Annotated in this window: 25 protein-coding genes; 7 read left to right on the top strand and 18 right to left on the bottom strand. The window is 50.1% G+C overall.

What is annotated here, in order from left to right; genetic code table 11:
- Positions 1–151 precede the first annotated feature (151 nt).
- The 4 genes from proY to phoB all read right to left on the bottom strand — a co-directional run bounded on the left by proY (position 152) and on the right by phoB (position 5,369).
- A complete protein-coding gene (proY, locus tag HEN33_RS15195) occupies positions 152–1,525 on the bottom strand; it encodes a proline-specific permease ProY (RefSeq protein ID WP_176263057.1) in 1,374 nt (457 codons plus the stop codon).
- Between the two features lie 75 nt (positions 1,526–1,600).
- The gene (gene brnQ, locus HEN33_RS15200; protein WP_000149639.1) at positions 1,601–2,920 is read right to left on the bottom strand and encodes a branched-chain amino acid transporter carrier protein BrnQ; all 1,320 of its coding nucleotides are present in this window, start codon (positions 2,918–2,920) and stop codon (positions 1,601–1,603) included.
- Positions 2,921–3,326: 406 nt separating this feature from the next.
- Positions 3,327–4,622 carry a phosphate regulon sensor histidine kinase PhoR gene (gene phoR, locus HEN33_RS15205; protein ID WP_032183454.1) on the bottom strand — a complete coding sequence of 432 codons (1,296 nt, stop codon included), beginning with the start codon at positions 4,620–4,622 and terminating at the stop codon, positions 3,327–3,329.
- Between the two features lie 57 nt (positions 4,623–4,679).
- The gene (gene phoB, locus HEN33_RS15210) at positions 4,680–5,369 is read right to left on the bottom strand and encodes a phosphate response regulator transcription factor PhoB (RefSeq protein ID WP_137594693.1); all 690 of its coding nucleotides are present in this window, start codon (positions 5,367–5,369) and stop codon (positions 4,680–4,682) included.
- 189 nt (positions 5,370–5,558) lie between these two features.
- Between phoB and sbcD the strand changes: the two genes are divergently transcribed.
- From sbcD to araJ, 3 genes are all read left to right on the top strand, one after another.
- A complete protein-coding gene (gene sbcD / locus HEN33_RS15215) occupies positions 5,559–6,761 on the top strand; it encodes an exonuclease subunit SbcD (RefSeq protein ID WP_001221329.1) in 1,203 nt (400 codons plus the stop codon).
- Positions 6,758–9,901 carry an exonuclease subunit SbcC gene (gene sbcC / locus HEN33_RS15220; RefSeq protein ID WP_176263058.1) on the top strand — a complete coding sequence of 1,048 codons (3,144 nt, stop codon included), beginning with the start codon at positions 6,758–6,760 and terminating at the stop codon, positions 9,899–9,901. The genes sbcD and sbcC overlap by 4 nt, the downstream gene beginning before the upstream one ends.
- 125 nt (positions 9,902–10,026) lie before the next feature.
- On the top strand, positions 10,027–11,211 hold the full coding sequence (gene araJ / locus HEN33_RS15225; protein ID WP_039021006.1) for an MFS transporter AraJ: 1,185 nt from the start codon (positions 10,027–10,029) through the stop codon (positions 11,209–11,211).
- 131 nt (positions 11,212–11,342) lie between these two features.
- On the opposite strand, the gene mak is transcribed toward araJ, so the two are convergent.
- The gene (gene mak, locus HEN33_RS15230) at positions 11,343–12,251 is read right to left on the bottom strand and encodes a fructokinase (protein ID WP_039020991.1); all 909 of its coding nucleotides are present in this window, start codon (positions 12,249–12,251) and stop codon (positions 11,343–11,345) included.
- A 124-nt stretch (positions 12,252–12,375) separates the two neighbouring features.
- Between mak and rdgC the strand changes: the two genes are divergently transcribed.
- Positions 12,376–13,287, top strand: a complete 912-nt coding sequence (rdgC, locus tag HEN33_RS15235; protein ID WP_001298537.1) for a recombination-associated protein RdgC — start codon at positions 12,376–12,378, stop codon at positions 13,285–13,287.
- Between the two features lie 77 nt (positions 13,288–13,364).
- Here the strand turns inward: rdgC and HEN33_RS15240 are convergent, their stop codons facing one another.
- The 7 genes from HEN33_RS15240 to HEN33_RS15270 all read right to left on the bottom strand — a co-directional run bounded on the left by HEN33_RS15240 (position 13,365) and on the right by HEN33_RS15270 (position 18,937).
- Positions 13,365–13,820 (bottom strand): SF0329 family protein, encoded by a 456-nt coding sequence (locus HEN33_RS15240; protein WP_000194192.1) that lies wholly within the window; start codon positions 13,818–13,820, stop codon positions 13,365–13,367.
- Positions 13,817–16,096 (bottom strand): DUF2773 domain-containing protein, encoded by a 2,280-nt coding sequence (locus tag HEN33_RS15245; protein ID WP_176263060.1) that lies wholly within the window; start codon positions 16,094–16,096, stop codon positions 13,817–13,819. Before HEN33_RS15245 ends, HEN33_RS15240 begins: the two co-directional genes overlap by 4 nt.
- Before the next feature lie 143 nt (positions 16,097–16,239).
- Positions 16,240–16,524, bottom strand: a complete 285-nt coding sequence (gene ppnP, locus HEN33_RS15250; RefSeq protein WP_000941940.1) for a pyrimidine/purine nucleoside phosphorylase — start codon at positions 16,522–16,524, stop codon at positions 16,240–16,242.
- A gap of 71 nt (positions 16,525–16,595) precedes the next feature.
- Positions 16,596–17,273 (bottom strand): AroM family protein, encoded by a 678-nt coding sequence (locus HEN33_RS15255; RefSeq protein WP_105278239.1) that lies wholly within the window; start codon positions 17,271–17,273, stop codon positions 16,596–16,598.
- 257 nt (positions 17,274–17,530) lie between these two features.
- Entirely contained in the window at positions 17,531–17,722 is a 192-nt protein-coding gene (gene yaiA, locus HEN33_RS15260) for a protein YaiA (RefSeq protein WP_001142439.1), read from the bottom strand.
- Between the two features lie 49 nt (positions 17,723–17,771).
- Complete coding sequence (gene aroL, locus HEN33_RS15265) at positions 17,772–18,296, bottom strand: shikimate kinase AroL (RefSeq protein ID WP_105270953.1); 525 nt, start codon at positions 18,294–18,296, stop codon at positions 17,772–17,774.
- Between the two features lie 182 nt (positions 18,297–18,478).
- Positions 18,479–18,937, bottom strand: coding sequence for a YaiI/YqxD family protein (locus tag HEN33_RS15270; RefSeq protein ID WP_032183449.1), 459 nt, complete (start codon positions 18,935–18,937; stop codon positions 18,479–18,481).
- 119 nt (positions 18,938–19,056) lie between these two features.
- Between HEN33_RS15270 and proC the strand changes: the two genes are divergently transcribed.
- A complete protein-coding gene (gene proC / locus HEN33_RS15275) occupies positions 19,057–19,866 on the top strand; it encodes a pyrroline-5-carboxylate reductase (protein ID WP_001295331.1) in 810 nt (269 codons plus the stop codon).
- A gap of 16 nt (positions 19,867–19,882) precedes the next feature.
- On the opposite strand, the gene adrA is transcribed toward proC, so the two are convergent.
- The 5 genes from adrA to HEN33_RS15300 all read right to left on the bottom strand — a co-directional run bounded on the left by adrA (position 19,883) and on the right by HEN33_RS15300 (position 23,699).
- Positions 19,883–20,998 (bottom strand): diguanylate cyclase AdrA, encoded by a 1,116-nt coding sequence (gene adrA / locus HEN33_RS15280; RefSeq protein ID WP_000484041.1) that lies wholly within the window; start codon positions 20,996–20,998, stop codon positions 19,883–19,885.
- Between the two features lie 101 nt (positions 20,999–21,099).
- On the bottom strand, positions 21,100–21,420 hold the full coding sequence (psiF, locus tag HEN33_RS15285) for a phosphate starvation-inducible protein PsiF (RefSeq protein WP_001295332.1): 321 nt from the start codon (positions 21,418–21,420) through the stop codon (positions 21,100–21,102).
- A gap of 118 nt (positions 21,421–21,538) precedes the next feature.
- Positions 21,539–22,954 carry an alkaline phosphatase gene (phoA, locus tag HEN33_RS15290; RefSeq protein ID WP_176263061.1) on the bottom strand — a complete coding sequence of 472 codons (1,416 nt, stop codon included), beginning with the start codon at positions 22,952–22,954 and terminating at the stop codon, positions 21,539–21,541.
- 100 nt (positions 22,955–23,054) lie between these two features.
- Positions 23,055–23,315, bottom strand: coding sequence for an anti-adapter protein IraP (iraP, locus tag HEN33_RS15295; RefSeq protein WP_000792970.1), 261 nt, complete (start codon positions 23,313–23,315; stop codon positions 23,055–23,057).
- A 180-nt stretch (positions 23,316–23,495) separates the two neighbouring features.
- Positions 23,496–23,699: a hypothetical protein gene (locus HEN33_RS15300; protein WP_001353412.1), complete on the bottom strand. Its 204-nt coding sequence runs from the start codon at positions 23,697–23,699 to the stop codon at positions 23,496–23,498.
- 77 nt (positions 23,700–23,776) lie between these two features.
- Between HEN33_RS15300 and ddlA the strand changes: the two genes are divergently transcribed.
- Entirely contained in the window at positions 23,777–24,871 is a 1,095-nt protein-coding gene (gene ddlA / locus HEN33_RS15305; protein ID WP_176262524.1) for a D-alanine--D-alanine ligase, read from the top strand.
- Positions 24,872–25,053: 182 nt separating this feature from the next.
- On the opposite strand, the gene HEN33_RS15310 is transcribed toward ddlA, so the two are convergent.
- A complete protein-coding gene (locus HEN33_RS15310; protein WP_000056900.1) occupies positions 25,054–25,266 on the bottom strand; it encodes a DUF2754 domain-containing protein in 213 nt (70 codons plus the stop codon).
- Between the two features lie 258 nt (positions 25,267–25,524).
- On the opposite strand from HEN33_RS15310, the gene HEN33_RS15315 reads away from it, so the two are divergent.
- Positions 25,525–25,833 (top strand): YaiY family protein, encoded by a 309-nt coding sequence (locus HEN33_RS15315; RefSeq protein WP_000763146.1) that lies wholly within the window; start codon positions 25,525–25,527, stop codon positions 25,831–25,833.
- Positions 25,834–25,864 lie beyond the last annotated feature (31 nt).

Here is a 25,864-nt window from a genome sequence, read left to right on the forward strand (position 1 = left end):
TCCCCTGTGATGAAAATCTGATCACCTTGCCATAGCCTAATGCAGGATCACTCATCATCTGAAGGATATTTGGGGGAGGAGGATGGGGGCGGATAACTTTCGGAATAGCCGGATCAGGGCTTGCCTTGATCCGGCTTACAGAACGCAGTGATTAGTGATTTTCAGCCAGCTGACGATCGTGGCGGCGTTTAAACATCCAGCCAATCAACAGCAGAACAATCCACGCGAAACCAACGTACAGCGAGATACGTGTGTCCGGATGATAACCAATCAATCCGATAATAAAGAGCAGGAAAATCAAACCGCCGATGGTCGTTGCTACCCCACCTGGTACTTTAAATTTCAGTGCCTTCACTTCTTCTGGCGGCAAACGGCGACGGAAAGCAATTTGCGACAGCAGGATCATAATCCATACCCACACCGTGGCGAAGGTTGCCAGCGAAGCGATCACCAGGAAGACATTTTCCGGCATGATGTAGTTCAGATATACCGCAAACAATAGCGCGGTAGTCATCACCAGCACCGTGACCCACGGAATACCGCGACGCGAGGTTTTGCTGAAAATTTTCGGCGCGCTACCCTGCTCTGCCATGCCGTGGAGCATACGACCTACGCCAAATACGTCACTGTTAATTGCTGACAGCGAAGCGGTCAGCACAACAAAGTTAAGAATGCTGGCGGCAAAGGTAATGCCCATATGCTGGAACGTCAGCACGAACGGGCTACCGGCAGTGCCAACCTGATTCCACGGATAGATAGACATAATGACGAACAGCGTACCGACGTAGAACACCAGAATACGCATCGGCACGGAGTTAATCGCACGCGGAATCGATTTTTCCGGATCTTTCGCTTCCCCAGCGGTAATCCCGATAATTTCGATCCCACCGTAAGCAAACATTACCATTTGCAGCGACATCACCATGCCAAGCCAGCCGTTACTGAAGAAGCCGCCGATGCTCCAAAGATTATGGATACCGGTCGGTTGCCCGCCGTTGCCAATCCCCCAGATGATGATGCCGAAACCGGCGACAATCATGATGATGATGGTGGCGACTTTAAAGAACGAAAACCAGAACTCAAGCTCACCAAATACTTTCACGCTCATCAGGTTTACGGCGCAAATGATCAGCACCACGCTCAGTACCCAAATCCAGTGCGGCACCGTCGGGAACCAGACGCCCATATAGATACCGAAAGCGGTCACATCGGCGATGGCGACAATAAGGATTTCAAAGCAGTAGGTCCAGCCAGTGATATAACCTGCCAGTGGACCGAGGTTTTCCTGCGCATAGCGCGAGAAAGAGCTGGCTGCCGGGTTATGTACCGACATTTCCCCCAGCGCACGCATAATGATATACGCCGCGATACCACCGATAATATAGGCCAACAACACGCTCGGACCGGCCATTTTGATGGCGTCTGCCGAACCGTAAAACAACCCGGTGCCAATTGCTGAACCCAGTGCCATAAAGCGTATGTGTCGGGTACTTAGCCCACGCTTTAGCTTGTTCTTACTTTCCATCAATTCCTAACCCATCAACACAATAAAAAACCACGGGGCATCGCAGCCCCGTGGTTAAAACAAATATTCAGTGATTTAGTGAGCGCTGGAGGTCACCTGACGACCTGCCGCGCGATCCCAAATAATGGCCAGAACCACCATCACCACTGTTGGCATTAACCACGCAAGACCTTGTTCGGCCAGCGGTAAGCGCTGCGCCCAGGACGGTAAGATATCGCTGAATGCAGATGCTTTGATCCCGTCGAGAATACCAAAAAGCAGGCTGATAAACATCGGCGGAGCAATCACGCGGGACGAATTATGCCACCATGAGCGTGTAAAACTTAATACAACCAGTGCGATACACGGCGGATAAATAGCGGTCAGCACCGGTACGGAGATCTGAATCAGCTGGCTCAAGCCGAGGTTAGACACCACCATCGAGAAGCCGCCGAGGATGAACACCAGCGTACGATAGGAGAGTGGTACGTACTGAGCAAAGAATTCTGCACAAGCACAGGTCAGGCCAACCGCCGTGACCAGGCAGGCGATAAAGATTAACGCCGCCAGCAGGAAGCTACCGCCGCCGCCAAAGGTGTGCTGAACGTAGGCATGCAGAATAGCCGCACCGTTTGCAGACTGATCGACCAGCGACGCGCTGTCTGAACCCAGACGGAACAGCGCCAGGTACAGCAGAGTCAGACCGACACCCGCCATCAGGCCAGCCCAGACGGTATAACGGGTCAGCAGACGCGCTTCGGTAACGCCGCGAGAACGCGCCGCATTAACAATAACGATACCAAACACCATCGCGCCCAGCGTATCCATGGTCAGATAGCCATTAACGAAGCCGTTAGAAAACGCAGCGTTTTGATAAGCCTCAGTCGCCGTGCTGATAGAACCCGCCGGCCAGACAATCGCGGCAACAGACAGGATGACCAGCGCGATAATTTTCAACGGTGCAAGGAAGTTGCCCACGGTATCCAGCAGCTTGCCCGGATAGAGCGAAACCAGAATAACGATAGCGAAATAGACCAGGCTGTAGATAAACAGCGGCAGTGCGGAATCACCCGTCAGCGGCGCAATCCCCACTTCAAAGGAGACGGTGGCTGTACGCGGCGTGGCGAACAACGGCCCTACAGCCAGGTAGCAAACCGTTGCCAGCAGTACGCCAGCGACTTTACCAATTGGCGTGCTGAGGCTGTCAACACCACCGCCAACTTTCGCCAGCGCCACCACCGTTAATACCGGCAGGCCAACGGCAGTAATGAGGAAGCCGAATGCCGCAGTCCAGACGTGTTCGCCTGCCTGCAAGCCGACCATTGGAGGGAAAATGATGTTACCTGCGCCGACGAACAACGCAAATGTCATAAAGCCCAGAGCGATGATATCGCGCGATCTTAATTGATGGGTCATAAATCATACTGCCTGTGGATGTGGTGTTGTAACGTTAAATTTTTGTGCCAATCCCTGGGGATGATACAGCGGTATATTTAAACAATTTTAGCGGGAAATACTCCCAACCAGGCGCGGCGAAGAATAGTTTTTCGATTTACCGCGTTAATGCAGTCAGTATGACAGCACCTGAAGCGCAATTTAAACGCTTATAACGTTTTAAAGCAAGAAGGGATCTAAAAACCAGAGGTATATAGCGATAAGAAATCACCAACCAGTATAAAACACTATTTCCGTGAAAAAGACATGGCTAATCATGCGAACAAAAAATCACCAACCGTTGTAAAATCTAACGCCCGTATTTTGACTGCAAAGAAAATAAGCCAGCATCAGCTGGCTTATGGCAATAAAAGATGACAAAGGCGGATTATTCGCTGTTTTTGGCAATTAAACGTTCCGGGATAACAAAACTGAAACGCGTACCTTTTCCCACCGTACTCTCAATATGCAGGCGACTTTCGTGATGATTCACCGCATGTTTCACGATCGCTAACCCTAATCCGCTACCGCCAGTTTGTCGGGAACGTGCTTTATCAACGCGATAAAAACGCTCGGTCAGGCGCGGAATATGCTCCGGTGCAATGCCCGGTCCATTATCTTCAACGCTAAATTCGGCACCGTGCGGCACTCGCTGCCAGCGTACGGTGATATGCGTACCTTCCGGCGTATGATTCACGGCGTTATAAACCAGGTTAGAAATCGCGCTGCGAAGTTGGTCTTCGTTGCCAGACACCTTGAGGTCGTTATCTATTTCAAAGGTAAATGTCTGTTTCTGCTGGCTCAGAGTCTGGGCCTCACGCTCAACGACCCGCAGCATCATCGGCACATCAACCTTTTCATTAAGCAACTGCGTTGGCGCGGCTTCTATTTTTGACAGCGTCAGTAACTGCTTCACCAGCCCTTCCATCCGCTGGGTCTGCTCGCGCATGGTGTGCAACGCTTTTTCACGTACCGCACCTTGCAGTGGTTGCTCATCCATCATCTCCAGGTAACCCTGTAACACTGTCAATGGCGTACGCAACTCATGGCTCACGTTGGCAAAAAAGTTACGCCGCGCCCCTTCCAGTTGATGCATTTGCGTGACATCACGCGCCACCATCAGCAACTGTTTGTGGGTATAAGGCATGACGCGAATTTCCAGATGCCGCCCGGTATTGAGCACCAGATTGAGCGGGCGAGAAAAATCACGCGTTTTCAGATATTGCGTAAACTCCGGATAACGAAGCAGATTAAGGATGTTCTGCCCGTTATCTTCCGGCCAGCGCAAACCAAGAATTTGTTGCGCCAGACCATTACACCAGAAAATACCGCCCTCTTCCGTGGTCAGCACCACCGCATCAGGCAGCGACTCCGCGCCGCTACGAAAGCGTTTAATCAGATTGCCCAGTTCGCGGCGACGTTTTTTATTACGCAGCTGCATCTGGTGTAAGCCGTATAGCAGCGGTTCCCAGCTACCACGCCCCGGAGGCGGGGTCATACTGCGATCCACCCACAGCCACCATGAAAGGCGCAATAAATTCCAAAAATGCCAGATAAGCAGTCCTGTTACCGATGCCAGCAAAAACCAAGGCAGGTAACCAAAAAATGCACCCAGGATGAAAGCCGGGAGGCAGCAAAGTAGCAGCTCCAGCACCAGCCTTTTCCACGACAGCCGTTCCAGCACGTAAGATACTCCAGTTAAGAAATCATAAGCCCTGCTCTGCGTCCGATGAGCAAGGCGTTAAAAGCGGGTTGAAAAACGATATCCTGTACCGCGTACGGTCTGCACCATGCGGTCATGTCCGCCGGGCTCCAGTGCCTTACGCAGGCGACGAATGTGAACATCGACCGTGCGGTCTTCCACATATACGTTGGTTCCCCAGACGTGGTTTAACAGCTGCTCGCGGCTGTACACGCGCTCGGGATGCGTCATAAAAAAGTGCAGCAGTTTAAATTCTGTCGGCCCCATCTCCAGCGGTTCTTCGCCCGCCATCACCCGGTGAGATGTCGGGTCGAGACTGAGCCCCTGCATCTCGATCACCTCTTCCACCGCCATTGGCGAAATACGGCGCATTACCGCTTTGATTCGCGCCACCAGTTCCTTCGGCGAAAACGGCTTGGTGATATAGTCATCCGCACCGGTTTCAAGGCCGCGCACGCGATCTTCTTCTTCCCCTCTGGCGGTCAGCATCACCACTGGAATATACCGGGTCATCGACTCGCGCTTGAGGTGTTTGATGAACTGGATACCGGAGCCGCCAGGTAACATCCAGTCAAGAAGAATTAAATCCGGCCAGGGTTCATTCAGTTGATTCACAGCACTGTCATAATCTTCCGCTTCGACCGGCTGAAAGCCATTTTGTTCGAGCACGAAGCAGACCATTTCGCGAATTGGAGCTTCATCTTCTACGACCAGAATACGTCTCGCCATGATTTGCCCTGTTGTAATAAATAGGTTGCGATCATTAATGCGACGTCATTATGCGTCAGATTTATGACAGATTTATGAAAAGCACGTCGCACATATCTTCAGGTAGTTGATTTCCGTGGCGCAGAAAAAAGCAAATGGCACATCTGTTTGGGTATAATCGCGCCCATGCTTTTTCGCCAGGGAATCGTTATGCGCATCCTTCACACCTCAGACTGGCACCTCGGCCAGAACTTCTACAGTAAAAGCCGCGAAGCTGAACACCAGGCCTTTCTTGACTGGCTGCTGGAAACAGCGCAAACCCATCAGGTGGATGCGATTATTGTTGCCGGTGATGTTTTCGATACCGGATCACCGCCCAGTTACGCCCGCACGTTATACAACCGTTTTGTTGTCAATTTACAGCAAACGGGCTGTCATCTGGTGGTACTGGCAGGAAACCATGACTCGGTCGCCACGCTGAATGAATCGCGCGATATCATGGCGTTCCTCAATACTACCGTGGTCGCCAGCGCCGGACATGCGCCGCAAATCTTGCCTCGTCGCGACGGGACGCCAGGCGCAGTGCTGTGCCCCATTCCTTTTTTACGCCCGCGTGACATTATTACCAGCCAGGCGGGGCTTAACGGTATTGAAAAACAACAACATTTGCTGGCGGCTATTACCGATTATTACCAACAACATTATGCCGATGCCTGCAAACTGCGCGGCGATCAGCCTCTGCCCATCATCGCCACGGGGCATTTAACGACCGTTGGTGCCAGCAAAAGTGACGCCGTGCGTGACATTTATATTGGCACGCTGGACGCCTTCCCGGCACAAAACTTTCCGCCAGCCGACTACATCGCGCTCGGGCATATTCACCGCGCACAGATTATTGGCGGCATGGAACATGTTCGCTATTGCGGTTCCCCCATTCCACTGAGTTTTGATGAATGCGGAAAAAGTAAATATGTCCATCTGGTGACATTTTCAAACGGCAAATTAGAGAGCGTGGAAAACCTGAGCGTGCCGATAACGCAACCGATGGCGGTACTGAAAGGCGATCTGGCGTCGATTACCGAACAGCTGGAACAGTGGCGCGATGTATCACAGGAACCACCTGTCTGGCTGGATATCGAAATCACTACTGATGAGTATCTGCATGATATTCAGCGCAAAATCCAGGCATTAACTGAATCACTGCCTGTCGAAGTATTGCTGGTACGCCGCAGCCGTGAACAGCGCGAGCGTGTGTTAGCCAGCCAACAGCGTGAAACCCTCAGCGAACTCAGCGTCGAAGAGGTGTTTAATCGTCGTCTCGCACTGGAAGAACTGGATGAATCACAGCAGCAACGTCTGCAACATCTTTTCACCACGACGCTGCAGACCCTCGCCGGAGAACACGAAGCATGAAAATTCTCAGCCTGCGCCTGAAAAACCTGAACTCGTTAAAAGGCGAATGGAAGATTGATTTCACCCGCGAGCCGTTCGCCAGCAATGGGCTGTTTGCGATTACCGGCCCAACCGGCGCGGGGAAAACCACCCTGCTGGATGCCATTTGCCTGGCGCTGTATCACGAAACTCCGCGCCTTTCTAACGTTTCACAATCGCAAAATGATCTAATGACCCGCGATACCGCCGAATGTCTGGCGGAAGTGGAGTTTGAAGTCAAAGGTGAAGCGTACCGTGCCTTCTGGAGCCAGAATCGGGCGCGTAACCAGCCAGACGGTAATTTGCAGGTGCCGCGCGTAGAGCTGGCGCGCTGTACCGATGGCAAAATTCTCGCTGACAAAGTGAAAGATAAGCTGGAACTGACGGCGACGTTAACCGGACTGGATTACGGGCGTTTCACCCGTTCGATGCTGCTTTCACAAGGGCAATTTGCTGCCTTCCTGAATGCCAAACCAAAAGAACGCGCGGAGTTGCTCGAGGAGTTAACCGGCACCGAGATCTACGGGCAAATCTCGGCGATGGTTTTTGAACAGCATAAATCGGCCCGTACTGAGCTGGAGAAACTGCAAGCGCAGGCCAGCGGCGTTGCGTTATTAGCGCCAGAACAGCTGCAATCGCTGACAGAAAGTTTGCAGGTACTCACTGACGAAGAGAAACAGTTACTCGCCGCGCAGCAGCAAGAACAACAATCGTTAAACTGGTTAACGCGTCTGGACGAATTGCAGCAAGAAGCCAGCCGCCGTCAGCAGGTATTGCAACAAGCGTTAGCCGAAGAAGAAAAAGCGCAACCTCAACTGGCGGCGCTCAGTCTGGCACAACCGGCGCGAAATCTTCGTCCGCACTGGGAACGCATCGCAGAACACACTGCGGCACTGGCGCATACTCGCCAGCAGATTGAAGAAGTAAATACTCGCTTACAGCGCACAATGGCGCTTCGTGCGAGCATTCGCCACCACGCGGCGAAGCAGTCTGCAGAATTACAGCAGCAGCAACAAAGCCTGAATGCCTGGTTACAGGAACACGACCGCTTCCGTCAGTGGAACAACGAACTGGCGGGTTGGCGTGCGCAATTCTCTCAACAAACCAGCGAACGCGAGCATCTGCGGCAGTGGCAGCAACAGTTAACCCATGCAGAGCAAAAACTTAATTCACTTCCGGCGATCTCGTTGACGTTAAGCGCCGATGAAGTTGCTAGCGCCCAGGCGCAACATGCTGAGCAACGCACGCTGCGTCAGCGCCTGGTCGCGCTGCATGGGCAGATTGTTCCCCAACAAAAACGCCTGGCGCAATTACAGGTTGCTATCCAGAATGTCACGCAGGAACAGACGCAACGTAACGCCGCACTTAACGAAATGCGCCAGCGTTATAAAGAAAAAACGCAACAACTTGCCGATGTGAAAACCATTTGCGAGCAGGAAGCGCGTATCAAAACGCTGGAAGTTCAACGTGCGCAGTTACAGGCGGGTCAGCCTTGCCCACTTTGTGGTTCCACCAACCACCCGGCAGTAGAGGCGTATCAGGCACTGGAACCGGGTGTTAATCAGGCCCGCTTACTGACGCTTGAAAACGAAGTGAAAAAGCTCGGGGAGGAAGGCGCGGCGCTGCGCGGGCAACTGGACGCCTTAACGAAGCAGCTTCAGCGTGATGAAAACGAAGCGCAAAGCCTCCGACAAGATGAGCAAGCACTTACTCAACAATGGCAAGCTGTCACGGCCAGCCTCAATATCACCTTGCAGCCACAGGACGATATTCAACCGTGGCTGGATGCACAAGATGAGCACGAGCGCCAGCTGCGGATACTCAGCCAACGGCATGAATTACAAGGGCAGATTGCCGCGCATAATCAGCAAATTATCCAGTATCAACAGCAAATTGAACAACGCCAGCAGCAACTCTTAACGGCATTGGCGGGTTATGCACTGACATTGCCACAGGAAGATGAAGAAGAGAGCTGGTTGGCGACGCGTCAGCAAGAAGCACAGAGCTGGCAGCAACGCCAGAACGAATTAACCGCGCTGCAAAACCGTATGCAGCAGCTGACGCCGATTCTGGAAACGTTGCCGCAAAGTGATGAATTCCCGCACAGCGAAGAAACTGTGGCGCTGGAAAACTGGCGGCAAATTCATGAACAATGTCTCGCGTTACAAAGCCAGCAGCAGACGTTACAGCAACAGGATGTTCTGGCGGCGCAAAGTCTGCAAAAAGCCCAGGCGCAGTTTGACACCGCGCTACAGGCCAGTGTCTTTGACGATCAACAGGCGTTCCTTGCGGCGCTAATGGATGAACAAACACTAACGCAACTGGAACAGCTCAAGCAGAATCTGGAAAACCAGCGCCGTCAGGCGCAAACGCTGGTCACTCAGACAGCTGAAACGCTGGCACAGCATCAGCAACACCGACCTGACGGCCTGGATCTCAGTGTGACGGTGGAGCAGATTCAGCAAGAGTTAGCGCAAACTCACCAAAAGTTGCGTGAAAACACCACGAGTCAGGGCGAGATTCGTCAACAGCTGAAACAGGATGCGGAAAACCGTCAGCAACAACAAACCTTAATGCAGCAAATTGCTCAAATGACGCAGCAGGTTGAGGACTGGGGATATCTTAATTCGCTAATAGGTTCCAAAGAGGGCGATAAATTCCGCAAGTTTGCCCAGGGGCTGACGCTGGATAATTTAGTCCATCTCGCTAATCAGCAACTTACCCGGTTACACGGGCGCTATCTGTTACAGCGCAAAGCCAGCGAGGCGCTGGAAGTCGAGGTTGTTGATACCTGGCAGGCAGATGCGGTACGCGATACCCGTACCCTTTCCGGTGGCGAGAGTTTCCTCGTCAGTCTGGCGCTGGCGCTGGCGCTTTCGGATCTGGTCAGCCATAAAACGCGTATTGACTCGCTGTTCCTTGATGAAGGTTTTGGCACGCTGGATAGCGAAACGCTGGATACCGCCCTTGATGCCCTGGATGCCCTGAACGCCAGCGGCAAAACCATCGGTGTGATTAGCCACGTTGAAGCGATGAAAGAGCGTATTCCGGTGCAGATCAAAGTGAAAAAGATCAACGGACTGGGATACAGCAAACTGGAAAGTGCGTTTGCAGTGAAATAACTATTCAGCAGGATAATGAATACAGAGGGGCGAATTATCTCTTGGCCTCACTGGTCGTTATCCTGCAAGCTATCACTTTATTGGCTACGGTGATTGGTAGCCGTTCTGGTGGTTGTGATGGTGGTATGAAAAAAGTTATTTTATCTTTGGCTCTGGGCACGTTTGGTTTGGGAATGGCCGAATTTGGCATTATGGGCGTGCTTACGGAGCTGGCACATAACGTAGGTATTTCGATTCCTGCCGCCGGACATATGATCTCGTATTATGCGCTGGGGGTGGTGGTCGGTGCACCAATCATCGCACTCTTTTCCAGCCGCTACTCGCTCAAACATATCTTGTTGTTTCTGGTGGCGTTGTGCGTCATTGGCAACGCCATGTTCACGCTCTCTTCGTCTTACCTGATGCTCGCCATTGGTCGGCTGGTTTCCGGCTTTCCGCATGGCGCTTTTTTTGGCGTCGGGGCGATTGTGTTATCGAAAATTATCAAACCCGGCAAAGTCACCGCCGCCGTGGCGGGGATGGTTTCGGGGATGACAGTTGCCAATTTGCTGGGCATTCCGCTGGGGACGTATTTAAGTCAGGAGTTTAGCTGGCGTTACACCTTTTTATTGATCTCTGTGTTTAATATCGCGGTGATGGCATCGGTCTATTTTTGGGTGCCGGATATTCGCGACGAGGCGAAAGGAAAGCTGCGCGAACAATTTCACTTTTTGCGCAGCCCGGCCCCGTGGTTAATTTTCGCTGCCACGATGTTTGGCAACGCGGGTGTATTTGCCTGGTTCAGCTACGTAAAGCCATACATGATGTTTATTTCCGGTTTTTCGGAAACGGCGATGACCTTTATTATGATGTTAGTTGGGCTGGGGATGGTGTTGGGGAATGTGCTAAGTGGCCGGATTTCAGGACGTTATTCACCACTACGCATTGCGGCAGTGACTGATTTCATTATTGTGCTGGCATTGCTGATGCTCTTTTTCTTCGGCGGCATGAAAACAACGTCGCTTATTTTTGCTTTTATTTGTTGCGCGGGATTATTTGCCCTCTCTGCACCGCTGCAAATATTGTTACTGCAAAATGCCAAAGGTGGAGAATTATTAGGTGCCGCAGGTGGGCAAATAGCGTTTAACCTCGGTAGCGCCGTCGGCGCATATTGCGGAGGTATGATGCTGACGCTGGGGCTGACTTATAATTACGTGGCGCTGCCTGCCGCCCTGCTCTCGTTTGCTGCGATGTCGTCGTTGCTACTGTATGGTCGCTATAAGCGCCAGCAAGCGGCGGATAGTCCGGTGCTGGCGAAACCAGTGGGATAGGTTGCAGTCACTGCTTGTTGTCGGATGCGGCGCGAGCGTCTTATCCGACCTACGCGAGCTGCTCATTTTGTAGGCCTGATAAGACGCGGCAAGCGTCGCATCAGGCATGATGCACCAATTGCCTGGTTTTTTTACTCATGTGGCCATAACCATGCAGCGCCGCGTACGCCGCTGGAATCACCATGTTTCGCCTTACGCACCGGCGTTTCACATTCGCCGCCGAAGACAAATTGTTTAATCAACTGCGGAACCGTTTGATATAAACGATCTACATTGCTCATCCCGCCCCCCAACACAATCACATCCGGATCGAGAATATTCACTACGTGTGCCAGCGATTTTGCCAGCCGCAGCTCGTAACGACGCAATGCCAACTCCGCTACCGGATCGCTTTCTTCAACAAGGCGGATAATTTCACTACCTTTCAGCGCATGTCCGCTCAAACGATGATAATCCGTCGCAAATCCCGTACCCGAAATAAAGGTTTCAATGCAGCCTTGTTTGCCGCAATAACAAGGGACTTCCTCGCGATAACGCAGTTCATCTTCGTCCATCCACGGTAGCGGATTGTGTCCCCACTCGCCTGCCGTGCCATTGCCGCCGATATGCGCTCGACCATTGAACGCTACGCCCGCGCCGCATCCCGTGCCGATAATCACGGCAAATACCGTCTGCGCTCCCGCTGCTGCGCCATCTACCGCTTCCGAGACCGCCAGACAGTTGGCGTCATTTGCCAACCGCACTTCCCGTTGCAACCGCGCGCTTAAATCTTTATCAAATGGCTGACCGTTAAGCCAGGTTGAATTGGCATTTTTCACCACGCCAGTGTAAGGCGAAATCGAGCCTGGAATGCCCATGCCTACCGTTCCGCGCTGCCCTGTCGCCTGCTCCGCCATATCAACCAACGTGGCGATCGTTTCGATGGTCTGATGGTAATCATCACGCGGCGTGGGCAGACGATGACGATACAACTGCTCCCCTGCATCGCCCAGTGCAATCACTTCAGTTTTGGTGCCGCCTAAATCGATACCTATACGCACGGTACTCTCCTTATTTTTTTCAATATCAATAGCGTAGAGACGGACAACCGGATTGGCAATGCAAGGCCGCCGACAATTCGTTATCATGCCCGCTAAATTTAACGACAAGGCCGTGGAAATTATCATGCTGTGGTTCAAAAATTTAATGGTTTACCGTCTTAGCCGCGAGATTTCGCTGCGTGCAGAAGAGATGGAAAAACAGCTAGCCTCGATGGCATTTACCCCATGCGGCAGCCAGGACATGGCGAAGATGGGCTGGGTTCCTCCGATGGGATCGCACAGCGATGCGTTAACGCACGTTGCCAATGGTCAAATTGTTATCTGCGCGCGCAAAGAAGAAAAAATCCTCCCGTCTCCGGTGATTAAACAGGCGCTGGAAGCAAAAATCGCCAAGCTGGAAGCGGAACAGGCGCGCAAGCTGAAGAAAACCGAAAAAGATTCGCTGAAAGATGAAGTGCTGCACTCTCTTCTGCCGCGCGCTTTCAGCCGTTTCAGCCAAACCATGATGTGGATCGACACGGTAAACGGTTTGATTATGGTGGACTGCGCCAGTGCCAAAAAAGCAGAAGATACGCTGGCATTACTGCGTAAAAGCCTGGGGTCGTTACCGGTTGTACCATTGAGCATGGAAAACCCGATTGAACTGACGCTGACCGAATGGGTACGCTCTGGTAGTGCGGCACAAGGCTTCCAGCTGCTTGATGAAGCCGAACTGAAATCGTTGCTGGAAGATGGCGGCGTGATCCGCGCGAAGAAACAAGATTTGACCAGCGAAGAAATCACCAACCACATTGAAGCAGGAAAAGTGGTGACTAAACTGGCGCTCGACTGGCAGCAGCGCATTCAGTTTGTGATGTGCGACGATGGTTCACTCAAGCGTCTGAAGTTCTGCGACGAGCTGCGCGATCAAAACGAAGATATCGACCGTGAAGATTTTGCCCAACGTTTTGATGCCGATTTCATCCTGATGACCGGTGAACTGGCAGCATTAATCCAAAACCTGATCGAAGGATTAGGTGGCGAAGCACAACGTTAATTGCTGATTTGCCTTTAATGCCGGATGCGACGCCTGCGGCGTCTTATCCGGCGTACGAATCCACACCAGGCATATAATCATTCGCTACGGCGGGCAATAATTTTTAGAGCAGCAATATTATGCGTTTTACGCCGTAACTGATCCAACCGTCTCATCCCTATTCGCCTGTCAGCGGCACGCAGAATATTCACTAACCCCCATTTATCGCTGGTAAATTGTTTCGTTAACAGCTCCGCTTTTGGGGTATCAATATATTCACGCAATAAATCAGAAATTGAACAAATATCCGTCAGATAAGGATACCAGCAAGTTTCACCATGAAAATTACGCACTCCACCATTGCCTGCCATAAAGTCTTTTGGGTAATCCCAGATCACGTCTTTATCCAACGTGATCCAATAACGCGGTAAATCGGTGCTTCCACCATTTTGGCTGCGCATGGGATAACGGGTACAGTGAATTTGCAGGTTGATCGTTGGCGTCAGTAAGTCATAAATCTCCCTCTGTAACTTGCTCCAGGGGCGTTGTGTCATTGTTTTTCCTCAAGCCGATTACGCGCTTCACTGCGAATTTGCCGCGTTGCCCCGGTTTTCACTAAATCACGTAACTGCGAAAGATCGGGCTGATCGACAAATAAGATTAATGATGGATCCTCTTTTAACCACGCCGTTTTCACATCGGCAGCCAACTGTGGATTATTAATAGCCAGCGCCCGATCCTGTGACTCAGTCAATGTCGTTAACAAAGAGGCTGGAGTATGTACATTGCGCAACGCCGTCTGCCGCAAATGATCATTGTGACTTTTCAGCAATCCGCACCACCATTCATCATCTGATTTATCTTTTATCGTATCCAGCTCCGCAAAAATATCGCTTTCCTCATGATTCCAGCGGTGTAATCCTCTTTCACTTTGTCTACGGGTGCTATTTTTCATACTGACAACAGACAACGCCCAGTCGGAGTTAAAACGATACTGTTGATCGAGTTTGTTGATAATTCCGGAGGGTAAATCTTTATTATCAAATAACTGGTTTCGCATCCGATAGCGGTATTCAGCAGGTAAATAAACCAGTAAATCGATGGCATTATTAAACATCTCTTCGTCAATAATACCATTATCAATCAGCGCCAGCTGTACTTCGTAGGCTTGCTCTTGATCTTCTTGCCGTTTACTCATCATTAATTTTAAGGTGTGTTGCCATAATTGTTTCTTATACTCCAGAGGTAATAATTTATCGCGTGCCAGCTCATACCAGATGCTGGGAATGTCATGCTGATTCAGTAGATAACTAATCACTTCCTTCGAGGTCAGATAACGCATGCCGTCACGTAAGTTGTGCACATCTTCTTTTGCCAAAGTCAGTTGACGCGACTCCGGCAAAGCGACCAATAACGCCTTCACGATATTTTTATTTTCTTTATTATCCAGATACATTTGTTCTGCGATACGTTCAACATCCTCTGTCCTCAGGGTCGCTGACAGTTGGGTGATTTTTAGTTCAGTAAGCGTCCGGGCTAATGCTTGACGAACTTTCAGCGATTTATCTTTACTCAACAACACCGCTTGTTGTGCGGTTAAATCGGTTCCGGTAATTCTTTCGCGTAACTCCGGATCTTCGCTATTTATCAATTCATCAACCACTGCAGTTGGAACCAGCCAGGCGTAATCGTAATGGCTGATTAATGTCTTGCGCACACTGAGAAAAGGGCTTTGACTTAACGACACAACAATATCAGGAGAAAGATTATCCTGTCTGGCCTGCTCCAGCTGTACGCTCTCGACGGGTACAGACATTAATTTTTTATTCACTTCGGCGGATATATTGCTGTTTTTAACCAGTCCTCTGGCAACAGCTTCATCTTTAATTAATTCATCGGTAAGCAAATGCATGTGTTGAGCAGGCCAGGACTGCGCCATTGATTCACGCGTCTGGTCATCAGGGTGCTGTAACAATTGCAGCATAACGGCGGTTGACAAACTTTCTATATGAGTCAGAAAACGTGCCACCAGTGGATCTTCATGCTTTATTTTATCCGCAAGGAAATTATCGAGTTTCCCCGTTTCAATCCATTGTAATTTCTCATTAATTTCAGGAGCAGCTTTATCTCGAAAAAGAGGTAAACCCTGAACGATATTGTCTACGACGCTATCATAGTCAGGATACGCATTGGAAATATTATCGGTTTCGATTTCACTATGATCATAAAGATTAGGCGTCACCAGTGAATAGGATTTTTGAATATTCTCGTCCCAGTTATATTCTTCACCGCTTTCATCTTCATTGATATAAAACTCAGCTTTGATGACCTCAAATTGCGTTGCTTTATCGGAAACAATAATGCCTCGCGCGCTAATTCCTTTCATCACTTCAAAGTTGTGATCATTATAATCAGCATAAACCAAACCTTTCGCTGTCATCTGACCTTTCACATACGCGAAATCATGATTAATAAAGTTGTCGACAATAACATTACCTAATACAATCAGATGACCATTACCTGACAGATAATCATCATAATCGCCGGAAATCGTTAAATTACCGTTCACCACCAGTTTATTTTGATTGCTGAAGTTAGCGGGTAATGATAGGTCACCATTATGATAATACCAGCGGATATTATCTTTTAGCATATAAGCAGCTTCCATACTATCGTTGGTTGCCGCTTTAACCACGTTGCGCTCATCTGCCGTCATAAGATGAAAGTCAGAGGTGATAAGGTCCTCGCTACTGATCCACTCTGTGGCACATGCATTGCCAGTCATAAAAAACACGACCATACAGATGACCAATATATTAATTCTATTCATAATCTTCACTGATATTTATATCAACCTTGATGAATTATGAATATATCGGAAATCGAAAAAATCGCAGCAAAGGAAATATTATTATGGGTTAAAGAGAGGATATTTCAGAAAAATGCCCTCCCGTTCAAGGGGAAGGCGGGGAATTACAGATAGCGGCACAGATAAGAGGTAGGTTCGGCAACTTGCAGATGAAACTCACTGTGACCGGGAACATGAAATACCGAACCGGCTTCGTACACTTGCCAGTCGGTCGCGTCAGGCAGTAACACATTCAGCGCGCCACTGATTACCGTCATCTCTTCCGGTTCAGCGGTGCTGAAGGTGTATTCGCCTTCAACCATAACACCTACGCTGGCGCGGCCAGTGCTACTGCTGGAAAAGCCGATCGATTTCACTTTGCCGGAAAAGTACTCATTACTTTGAAGCATAAACTGGCCCTGTCTGGTAGTTGAACATCTACTTCACTATAGGGGCCAGAGGCGCTGGCTGTCACGCAAAATTACACCAGTAATTCCGCAGCTAGCCGTGCAATCAATACGTTAGAGAGCAAGACAGGAACATCGAGCTGTTTTTGCAGTAAATCGCGATGACGTTGGTGAAATCCTAAACAATCCAGCATGATGACATCAGCCCCTTTTGCCAGTAATTCTTTCCCGGCATCAATGATTTTTTGTTCCGAATCATGAATGGGGTTACCCAATGAAAATACTGGCGGTTTCTGCAAAATTTGCCATTTTTGCGCCTGAACGGGCAGCATCTCCTCAACCGGAACGATAACCCCCACCTGATGATCTTCAACAATAGAGGAAACCAGCGGTGGCAATATTCGCGACGGCTCAAGAAAGATCGTATTACGCGCGGTCATACTCCTAATGTTTGCCGTACTCATTAATATAATGACGTCGTAACCCTGATTATCGAGCACTTCAACCACACCTTGCAGGTCTCGCTCCACTTTGCGACGCGAAACATGGGCCAGCTGGTTGTCATTTAATAATGTGAGAATTGTGTCTTCGCCTGCTTCTGGCGCGTACTCCGCCATCACTTCTTCGCGGCTTAACTTCCCCAGCAGGCTATGATGGGAAATATTATCTTCGTCAATGTATTCTGTCAGGAGCGGCAAAACTTCCTGCATAGGTACAATGCCGATGGTCAGAATCGCCAACGACGCACTCATTGTTCTTCCACCTTACTTTTATTTCGTCGTTAATTACCGGGCAAGCGCTAAGCACCACTGCCGACACTTACCTGTGCTACAAATGACAAAAAGCGTAGCAGCAGACCTGCACGGCATAATGTAAAGATTCCAAATGATTCCAGTAATGGATTGTTATTGTTTAATATTCTAATTATTTGAAAAACATGAATTGTGAAAAATGTGACGCAGATCCCTTGTGGTGGCACTCAGAATCCCTTCCGAGCAGTCTGATGCGGTCACTCTTTGTCAGGGTCCTCATAGCGTTTTTTCGCATCCATCGCTTCCTGAGCGGTCGGATGTTCACTGATCAACGAGTCTGGTTTAGGATGATCGGCTCTGAGTTGGTACCAGGTTACCGTCTGTCCTGGCTTTCCTTTTTCAATCGTCACTATATATGCTTCACGAGGATAAGGCGGTTTCGTTGGCATCGTTCTTCCTTATTTCACGGGATGAACGTTAAGTATAGGCGCTCGAAAATCAACAATTGCTCGTCTGTGCCAGGGCGCTGCGAATTTCAGAAATCACCTGGCTGGGTTCGTTTGTTGCGTCGATGATAATATGCGCAACTTCGCGATATAGCGCATCGCGTTCTTCCAGCACTTCCTGAACTTCTTCGCTCAGCGGTTTCCCCGTTAAGGTTGGCCGTAAATCTTCTTCCGGTGCAGCTTGCAGTCGGTTAACCAGGACTGATACTGGCGCACACAAATAAACCACGATCCCGTTATTTTGCATAAAGTGACGATTAAATTCCGTCAGGATAATGCCGCCGCCCGTGGCGATAACGGTGGATGGCGCAGTTACCGCTTCCAACGCCGCCGTTTCTCTGGCGCGGAATCCCGCCCACTCTTCCCTTTCGACGATCTCCGCGACCGTCATATTGAGCTGTGATTGCAACCACTGGTCGGTATCGACAAATCGACGGTTAAGCGAATCAGCAAGGGCCATTCCGACCGTTGTTTTACCACAGCCCCGAGGCCCGATCAGAAAAAGAGGTTGTGTCATCGTGGGTTTTCCCCAATAGGTCGCAATGCGGCGAAAGCCGGTGTCATGAGAATAGCGATCATACCATCAAACTAGTACAATTTCGATTGTAAAGAAAAAATTCCACTTAAAGTGAAAATTTTAATACATCCCTTACTATACCAATAAATTTTCAAGAATGAAGTGTAAATAATAAATTACATTCAGCCACGACTACGTTGCACTTCCAGCCACCACTTCTCCAGCTCCGCGGCAAAGGCCTGGCGGTCACGTTGTGAAAGGCTATCTGGTCCCCCGGTCTGGATCCCACTGGCGCGTAAGGTATCCATAAAATCGCGCATCGTCAGGCGCTCACGAATGGTCGCTGGTGTGTAACGTTCGCCGCGTGGATTAAGCGCCGCAGCGCCTTTCTCGATGGCTTCAGCAGCCAAAGGAATATCTGCGGTGATCACCAAATCGCCCGCTTCACTCTGCCGGACAATTTCGTTATCGGCAACGTCGAAACCTGCCGCGACGCGCAGCGTTCGAATAAATCGCGAAGGCGGTACGCGTAAACTCTGGTTTGCTACCAGTACCAGCGGCATCTGCATACGTTCAGCCGCGCGATACAAAATCTCTTTAATTACATTGGGACACGCGTCGGCATCCACCCAAATTGTCATAAAGTCATCCTTTGTTGGGTAATTCTCTATTGTGTCGCGCTTTTGCCTTCCGGCATAGTTCTGTTTATGCTTCTGCCAGCGATTATCAAAACAATGAATTTCACGGCAGGAGTGAGGCAATGGAAAAGAAAATCGGTTTTATTGGCTGCGGCAATATGGGAAAAGCCATTCTCGGCGGTCTGATTGCCAGCGGTCAGGTGCTTCCAGGGCAAATCTGGGTATATACCCCCTCCCCGGATAAAGTCGCCGCCCTGCATGACCAGTTCGGCATCAACGCCGCAGAATCGGCGCAAGAAGTGGCGCAAATCGCCGACATCATTTTTGCCGCCGTTAAACCAGGCATCATGATTAAAGTGCTTAGCGAAATCACCTCCAGCCTGAATAAAGACTCTCTGGTCGTTTCTATTGCAGCAGGTGTCACGCTCGACCAGCTTGCCCGCGCGCTGGGCCATGACCGGAAAATTATCCGCGCCATGCCGAACACTCCCGCACTGGTTAATGCCGGGATGACCTCCGTAACGCCAAACGCGCTGGTAACCCCAGAAGATACCGCTGATGTGCTGAATATTTTCCGCTGCTTTGGCGAAGCGGAAGTAATTGCCGAGCCGATGATCCACCCGGTGGTCGGTGTGAGCGGTTCTTCGCCAGCCTACGTCTTTATGTTTATCGAAGCGATGGCCGACGCCGCCGTGCTGGGCGGGATGCCACGCGCCCAGGCGTATAAATTTGCCGCTCAGGCGGTAATGGGTTCCGCAAAAATGGTGCTGGAAACGGGAGAACATCCGGGGGCACTGAAAGATATGGTCTGCTCACCGGGAGGCACCACCATTGAGGCGGTACGCGTACTGGAAGAGAAAGGCTTCCGTGCCGCCGTGATCGAAGCGATGACGAAGTGTATGGAAAAATCAGAAAAACTCAGTAAATCCTGATGACTTTTGCCGGACGTCAGGCCGCCACTTCGGTGCGGTTACGTCCGGCTTTCTTTGCTTTGTAAAGCGCCAAATCTGCCGATTTCAACCACTCACGATAGTGACTCATTTGTGGGTTCAGCGGCGCAACCCCCACACTAATCCGTAACATCACCTGCGGCGTATTCGGCAGGCGTAACGTATTTAATCCTTCATGTACCCGTAACATGGCGGTAATGGCGCTCTCAGCTGGCGTACCGGACATGATCACCGCAAACTCATCGCCACCAAACCGACCAATCACATCGCTACCGCGCAGGGTAATTTGTAATTGTCGGGTAAGCGCCACAATCGCTTCATCGCCCACATCATGGCCCCAGGTATCGTTGATGCTCTTGAAATGGTCGATATCGATAATCAGTAACGTCGCATCGCGGTTATGCCGCCGACAGTTATCAAATTCATTGCGTAACATCGTTTCCCAATGACGTCGGTTATACACGCCCGTCATACCGTCGCGGGTACTCATGACCTGCAACCTGCGTTTATGTTCCGCCAGTTTGGTTGCCGTCTGGTAGCTGACCCAGCCAAACAGCAGAGGATAAATGACGATAATGGGAAGGGAGAGCCACCATTCCAGCGGCGCACTATTGAACGACACGGTGATGCCCGTCAATTCGAGGGTGACAAGGCAGGAAACCACCATCAACACCAGACCCGCGACAAACAGACGGGGGCCGCCTGCCCCCATCAAATTCAGACACATAATCATCAACATCGCGGTGGAAGGCAGCACGTTTACGCCCATTACGCCTACCCACATTCCCGCTAATACTGCATCGGTTTTTAAGTTATAAATTTCCCGGCTAAGCGGATCGACAGCCCTACTCGCAATCTGCCAGGCTAAATGCGGCCAGACGAACGCCCAGCCGACCAACACCAGCCACCACCAGCCCGGCGGCGGGTGCGAAACCAGCGTTGAAGCAATCGGTAAGAACATGCCAGCCAGGCCAACCGCGCGGGGTAGTCTGACGCGACGGGCGAAGCGCAGCCCGGACCGCTGATGTTCGTTTTGAGGAGTTAAAGGAGGTTCCTCCCCATGCGCCGCCGCTTTTTTGAAAAAGTTTTCATCATTCATTATTTTTGGGAACATTCAGAAACAATTTTCCCAAATTATAGAGACGGGGCTAAAGGCAGAAGTATGAAATTTCGGGTGAGCCATTTTCGTAGCTCACCCGTTAGCACTATCAGGTATCAGGCGGCTTTCTTGAGGCAGGCGCTCATAAACTTATTACGATCATCACCTTTCAGAGATTGTTGCGTTGCTTGATTATTACATTCGCGCATCTTTTGCTGCTGTGGCGTCAAACTTTTTTCACCAGGCGCAGACTTGCTGTTCTTCAGGCAATCACTCATGTAGGTCTTACGAGCATCCCCTTTCAACGCTTGCGCCGTCGCCTGCTGATTACAGGAGGTCATACGCTGTTGTTGCGGGGTTAAGGTTCTCTCGGCAGCGCCGACGGTGGTTAAAAAAACCAGTCCGAAAAGCAAGGTAACCAGTAATGTTATTTTCATAGCACCATCCCTCTTCATGTTTTAACCATGAGCGTTTGCGCCCGTGATCTGCCATTAAGTCTGGTTGCTAACCGCAAAAAAACCACCCGACAGCGAAAATTCACCGCCGGGCGCGGTTTTATTTCAGCCCCAGGGCGGCTTTCATGGTGTAGAAGAGATCGGTCTGGTCGGTCAGTCCAACGACATTGGCGGCATGTGGGCCATACGCCGCAATACGCAGCTGACTACCGGTATGTTCTTGTGAATCCTCTTCGGAGTTCCCGTAACTCATCACCATCACTGCGCCATCTTTGGTATTTAGCGCCTGGGTGAGGCCCGGCGCTTTGGTGTCCGGCGCGACAATCTGGCTGGCGTGGGCGTGATCAGCGGTGACTATGACCAGCGTGTTGCCATCCTTTTTAGCGAATTCCAGCGCCCGTTGTACGGCTTCGTCGAGATCGACCGTCTCGCCAATTTGCCCACAAGGATTCGCCGCGTGATCCTGTTTATCGATTGATGCACCTTCAACTTGCAGGAAAAAGCCTTTCTCATTTTTACTCAACAATTCAATGGCTTTATCAGTCATCTGCGCCAGGGTCGGTACGCTGTCATTACGTTGCGGATTAGGCGTACAGGTAACTGCGGGCTTGTCGATATTGCCGTGGTACGTTGCTTTCGGTCCTTGCCAGCGCACTGGCATATTGCCGTCAGCAAACAGTCCTAGCAGGGGTTTTTGCTGGTTCGCTTCCGTCACCGCATTCAGTGAGGCAGCATCGCTCACCAACTGATAACCACGCGCCTGTGCCTGTTCACGCAGCGTTTTTCCCTGCCATTCACCGGCGGTTGCCATTTCCGCAAAGGTTTTTGCGCCGCCGCCAAGCGTAACATCGACACGGGCGTTAAGCAGCTGTTCTGTAATCGATCCTTTTCCGCCTTTTTCCAGCGCGTTCCCCGGACATTTTTCACTGGTCGCGCTCGGACCGTAGCATTTGCGCGAAGTCACATGCGCCACCAACGCGGCGGGAGTGGCATCCTGCAACTCTGCGGTAGAAACGTTACCGGTCGCCAGCCCTGCGGCTTTTGCCATTTCCAGAATCGTTGGGTGATCTTTTTCATGAATATCGACCCCCAATGCGCCATTATAGGTTTTGACACCGGTTGACCAGGCAGTTGCTGATGCAGCCGAGTCGGTAACGTAGTCCGGTTTGCCGGTTTTTTTATTCAGCGCATAGTGAGTGTATTGCCCGGTAAGCGGTAAGGCATCAATACCTTTAAAAAAGCCGCCCGCACCTTCGGCATAATTACGTGCGGCAGTAATTTCCGAATCCCCCATCCCATCGCCAATCAGCAAAATAATATTTTTTGCAGGCTTATCGCTAAGAGAATCACGTAGAGCGGCGCTCTGATCACCCGTTAAGCGGCGAGCACCGCCGGGTGCAGTAATATCGCCCTGAGCAGCCCGGTTTTCCAGAATAGGCATTTCTGGTGTCCGGGCTTTTGTCACAGGGGTAAACAGTAACGGTAAGAGTGCCAGTGCAATAGTGCTTTGTTTCACTTTATTTTCTCCATGTACAAATACATTAAAAAATAAAAACAAAGCGACTATAAGTCTCAGCCGTGACAGCTTTATGACAGCTGTTGAAAAGATTACCTTTTTACTGACGAGGATGCTTCAATAACTTCTTTACATAATCGCGCAGCAGCTCCGTATCGTCGTCAGGAATGCTGGCATCGGGCTTTACCTCGTAAAGTGCCCCCTCTACCTGATCAATCAACCGCTGTTGGTCATTTTGCGCCATATTACGAAGCATTGCAGTGACGATAATCTCCAGTGCTTCTACCTGCGCGCACAGTTCTTTCGACTCTTCTTCTTTTTGGGCAAGCTTAAATAACAACTCAGCAATGAGATTTTTCATGTCTGTATTTCCTTATCCAAAGTATGGAGAAGTTAACATTATGCTTCACAACTTCATAGTGTCTGGAGGTAGTATTTTTATGACGAATGAAATACTTTGCGCAAATATTTTTCCATATTTATCAGCGAAACGTTTCTCTTATTTAAATAAGTAACCATACAAAGTATAGGTTTTTAATTATCAACCTTTATTATAAGTAAAAGTTATGAAATATATTCTCTTTGCTAACTTATAATTAAGAGAAAAAAACTCACTGCATGGCCATTTAAACCAGGAATAAATTAGCTTCCCGTTCATCATTTTTGTGATCTTGCGCACATCTTTGAGATAACGCACTTTCTTCACCAGTACGTTGCACACTTTGTCAGTAGAAGATTGCAACATTCTGTCAGAAGGCCGCGAATCCCCCGTTTTGTCGTGGTAATGTATGCACTTTGTGTTAGACGGGATAGGTTTTCAAGATGGAAAAACTGCGGGTAGGAATCGTTTTTGGTGGTAAATCAGCGGAACATGAAGTGTCTTTGCAATCGGCAAAAAACATTGTCGATGCCATTGATAAAAGTCGCTTCGACGTTGTGCTGCTGGGCATTGATAAACAAGGGCAATGGCACGTCAGCGATGCCAACAATTATCTGCTAAATGCAGACGATCCTGCCCATATTGCGTTGCGCCCTTCGGCGACCAGTCTTGCGCAGGTGCCTGGTAAACATGAGCATCAGCTTATCGACGCGCAAAACGGTCAGCCATTGCCGACGGTGGATGTCATTTTCCCGATTGTTCACGGTACGCTAGGCGAAGATGGTTCCTTGCAGGGAATGCTGCGGGTCGCCAATTTACCGTTTGTGGGTTCTGATGTTTTAGCGTCAGCGGCCTGTATGGATAAAGATGTCACCAAACGTCTGCTACGCGATGCCGGGCTGGACATTGCGCCATTTATTACCCTGACACGCACCAATCGTCAAAGCATCAGTTTTGCCGAAGTGAAGTCAAAACTGGGGTTACCGCTGTTTGTAAAACCCGCTAACCAAGGCTCTTCTGTTGGTGTCAGCAAAGTAACCAGTGAAGAAGAGTACGCAATTGCCGTCGATCTGGCGTTCGAGTTCGATCATAAAGTGATCGTTGAGCAAGGGATCAAAGGTCGTGAGATCGAATGCGCGGTTCTGGGCAACGACAATCCGCAAGCCAGTACCTGTGGCGAGATCGTACTAACCAGCGATTTCTATGCCTACGACACCAAGTACATTGACGAAGATGGCGCGAAAGTGGTGGTTCCGGCAGCCATTACGCCTGAAATTAACGATAAGATCCGGGCAATTGCCGTTCAGGCTTATCAAACGTTGGGTTGCGCAGGCATGGCGCGTGTAGACGTGTTTTTAACCCCAGAGAACGAAGTGGTAATCAACGAGATCAACACACTGCCAGGCTTCACCAACATCAGTATGTATCCGAAGCTGTGGCAAGCCAGCGGTTTGGGTTACACCGACCTGATCACACGTCTGATCGAGTTGGCGCTGGAGCGTCACGCTGCGGATAACGCATTGAAAACCACAATGTAATTTTTAAATGCCCAATAACTGTTATTGGGCATTTAAGACTGTAAGATTGCCTGATGCGCTTTGCTTATCAGGCCTACAAGATAATTGCAATATACTGATTTTGTAGGCAGGATAAGGCGTTCGCGCCGCATCCGGCAAAAACAACGAGCACTTTGTCAGCCCCCAGAACGCCCAATCCTCTGTTATTGGGCGTTTTCAGTTTCTTCATCGCGACGACGAATAATCAGCCCCGCGAGCCAGAAACTAATCACCCACGTCACCAGACCAACGGCATAGGTCTGCCAACCTTTTGCTTCAAATCCCAGTAACCCCACCACGCCATTAAGAATGAATATCAGGCCAATGGCGAACGCATAGTAGTGCCAGTCACGGCGAATTTTTACAGGCAGACTCATGGCAGCTCCGTTAACGAAAAATAACATCTTCGCATAATCGATAACTTACGTCTGTGGGGTAGACAGCATTTCCCGTATCGTTAAAAAGTTTAACTTAAAGTTACCGTTTTGTGACTCGTGACAAATATTCCCGCTTCGGGAATATTCCCAACATCAATTTACCATGATTCTGATATTGACAATCTAAATGACCTGTCAGACTTGCCATAAGCCGCTGGTATCACACCAGAAGAGAAGCAGATGACTTCCGGAGGTTTTATGGCTGATTTCACCCTTTCAAAATCGCTGTTTAGCGGAAAATATCGCAATGCCTCTTCTACGCCTGGCAACATTGCCTATGCGTTGTTTGTGCTGTTTTGCTTTTGGGCTGGGGCGCAATTGCTGAACCTGTTAGTGCATGCGCCCGGCGTCTATGAGCGTTTAATGCAGGCTCAGGAAACAGGCCGCCCACGGGTGGAAATTGGTTTAGGTGTCGGTACCATTTTCGGACTGATCCCATTTTTAATTGGCTGCTTCATTTTTGCAGTGGTGGCGCTATGGCTGCACTGGCGACATCGCCGCCAGTAAGATTTACTTGCCAGATAGGACCTAAAACGCT

It is taken from the genome of Escherichia sp. 94.0001 (genome assembly GCF_013369155.2).
Taxonomy (GTDB): Bacteria; Pseudomonadota; Gammaproteobacteria; order Enterobacterales; family Enterobacteriaceae; genus Escherichia; species Escherichia coli_F.

Coding starts and splice junctions, on each gene's coding strand:
- proY (WP_176263057.1), bottom strand. CDS start 1,525: ATGGAAAGTAAGAACAAGCTAAAGCGTGGGCTAAGTACCCGACACATA.
- brnQ (WP_000149639.1), bottom strand. CDS start 2,920: ATGACCCATCAATTAAGATCGCGCGATATCATCGCTCTGGGCTTTATG.
- phoB (WP_137594693.1), bottom strand. CDS start 5,369: ATGGCGAGACGTATTCTGGTCGTAGAAGATGAAGCTCCAATTCGCGAA.
- sbcD (WP_001221329.1), top strand. CDS start 5,559: ATGCGCATCCTTCACACCTCAGACTGGCACCTCGGCCAGAACTTCTAC.
- sbcC (WP_176263058.1), top strand. CDS start 6,758: ATGAAAATTCTCAGCCTGCGCCTGAAAAACCTGAACTCGTTAAAAGGC.
- araJ (WP_039021006.1), top strand. CDS start 10,027: ATGAAAAAAGTTATTTTATCTTTGGCTCTGGGCACGTTTGGTTTGGGA.
- rdgC (WP_001298537.1), top strand. CDS start 12,376: ATGCTGTGGTTCAAAAATTTAATGGTTTACCGTCTTAGCCGCGAGATT.
- HEN33_RS15240 (WP_000194192.1), bottom strand. CDS start 13,820: ATGACACAACGCCCCTGGAGCAAGTTACAGAGGGAGATTTATGACTTA.
- HEN33_RS15245 (WP_176263060.1), bottom strand. CDS start 16,096: ATGAATAGAATTAATATATTGGTCATCTGTATGGTCGTGTTTTTTATG.
- ppnP (WP_000941940.1), bottom strand. CDS start 16,524: ATGCTTCAAAGTAATGAGTACTTTTCCGGCAAAGTGAAATCGATCGGC.
- HEN33_RS15255 (WP_105278239.1), bottom strand. CDS start 17,273: ATGAGTGCGTCGTTGGCGATTCTGACCATCGGCATTGTACCTATGCAG.
- yaiA (WP_001142439.1), bottom strand. CDS start 17,722: ATGCCAACGAAACCGCCTTATCCTCGTGAAGCATATATAGTGACGATT.
- aroL (WP_105270953.1), bottom strand. CDS start 18,296: ATGACACAACCTCTTTTTCTGATCGGGCCTCGGGGCTGTGGTAAAACA.
- HEN33_RS15270 (WP_032183449.1), bottom strand. CDS start 18,937: ATGACAATTTGGGTGGATGCCGACGCGTGTCCCAATGTAATTAAAGAG.
- proC (WP_001295331.1), top strand. CDS start 19,057: ATGGAAAAGAAAATCGGTTTTATTGGCTGCGGCAATATGGGAAAAGCC.
- adrA (WP_000484041.1), bottom strand. CDS start 20,998: ATGTTCCCAAAAATAATGAATGATGAAAACTTTTTCAAAAAAGCGGCG.
- psiF (WP_001295332.1), bottom strand. CDS start 21,420: ATGAAAATAACATTACTGGTTACCTTGCTTTTCGGACTGGTTTTTTTA.
- iraP (WP_000792970.1), bottom strand. CDS start 23,315: ATGAAAAATCTCATTGCTGAGTTGTTATTTAAGCTTGCCCAAAAAGAA.
- HEN33_RS15300 (WP_001353412.1), bottom strand. CDS start 23,699: ATGTTGCAATCTTCTACTGACAAAGTGTGCAACGTACTGGTGAAGAAA.
- ddlA (WP_176262524.1), top strand. CDS start 23,777: ATGGAAAAACTGCGGGTAGGAATCGTTTTTGGTGGTAAATCAGCGGAA.
- HEN33_RS15310 (WP_000056900.1), bottom strand. CDS start 25,266: ATGAGTCTGCCTGTAAAAATTCGCCGTGACTGGCACTACTATGCGTTC.
- HEN33_RS15315 (WP_000763146.1), top strand. CDS start 25,525: ATGGCTGATTTCACCCTTTCAAAATCGCTGTTTAGCGGAAAATATCGC.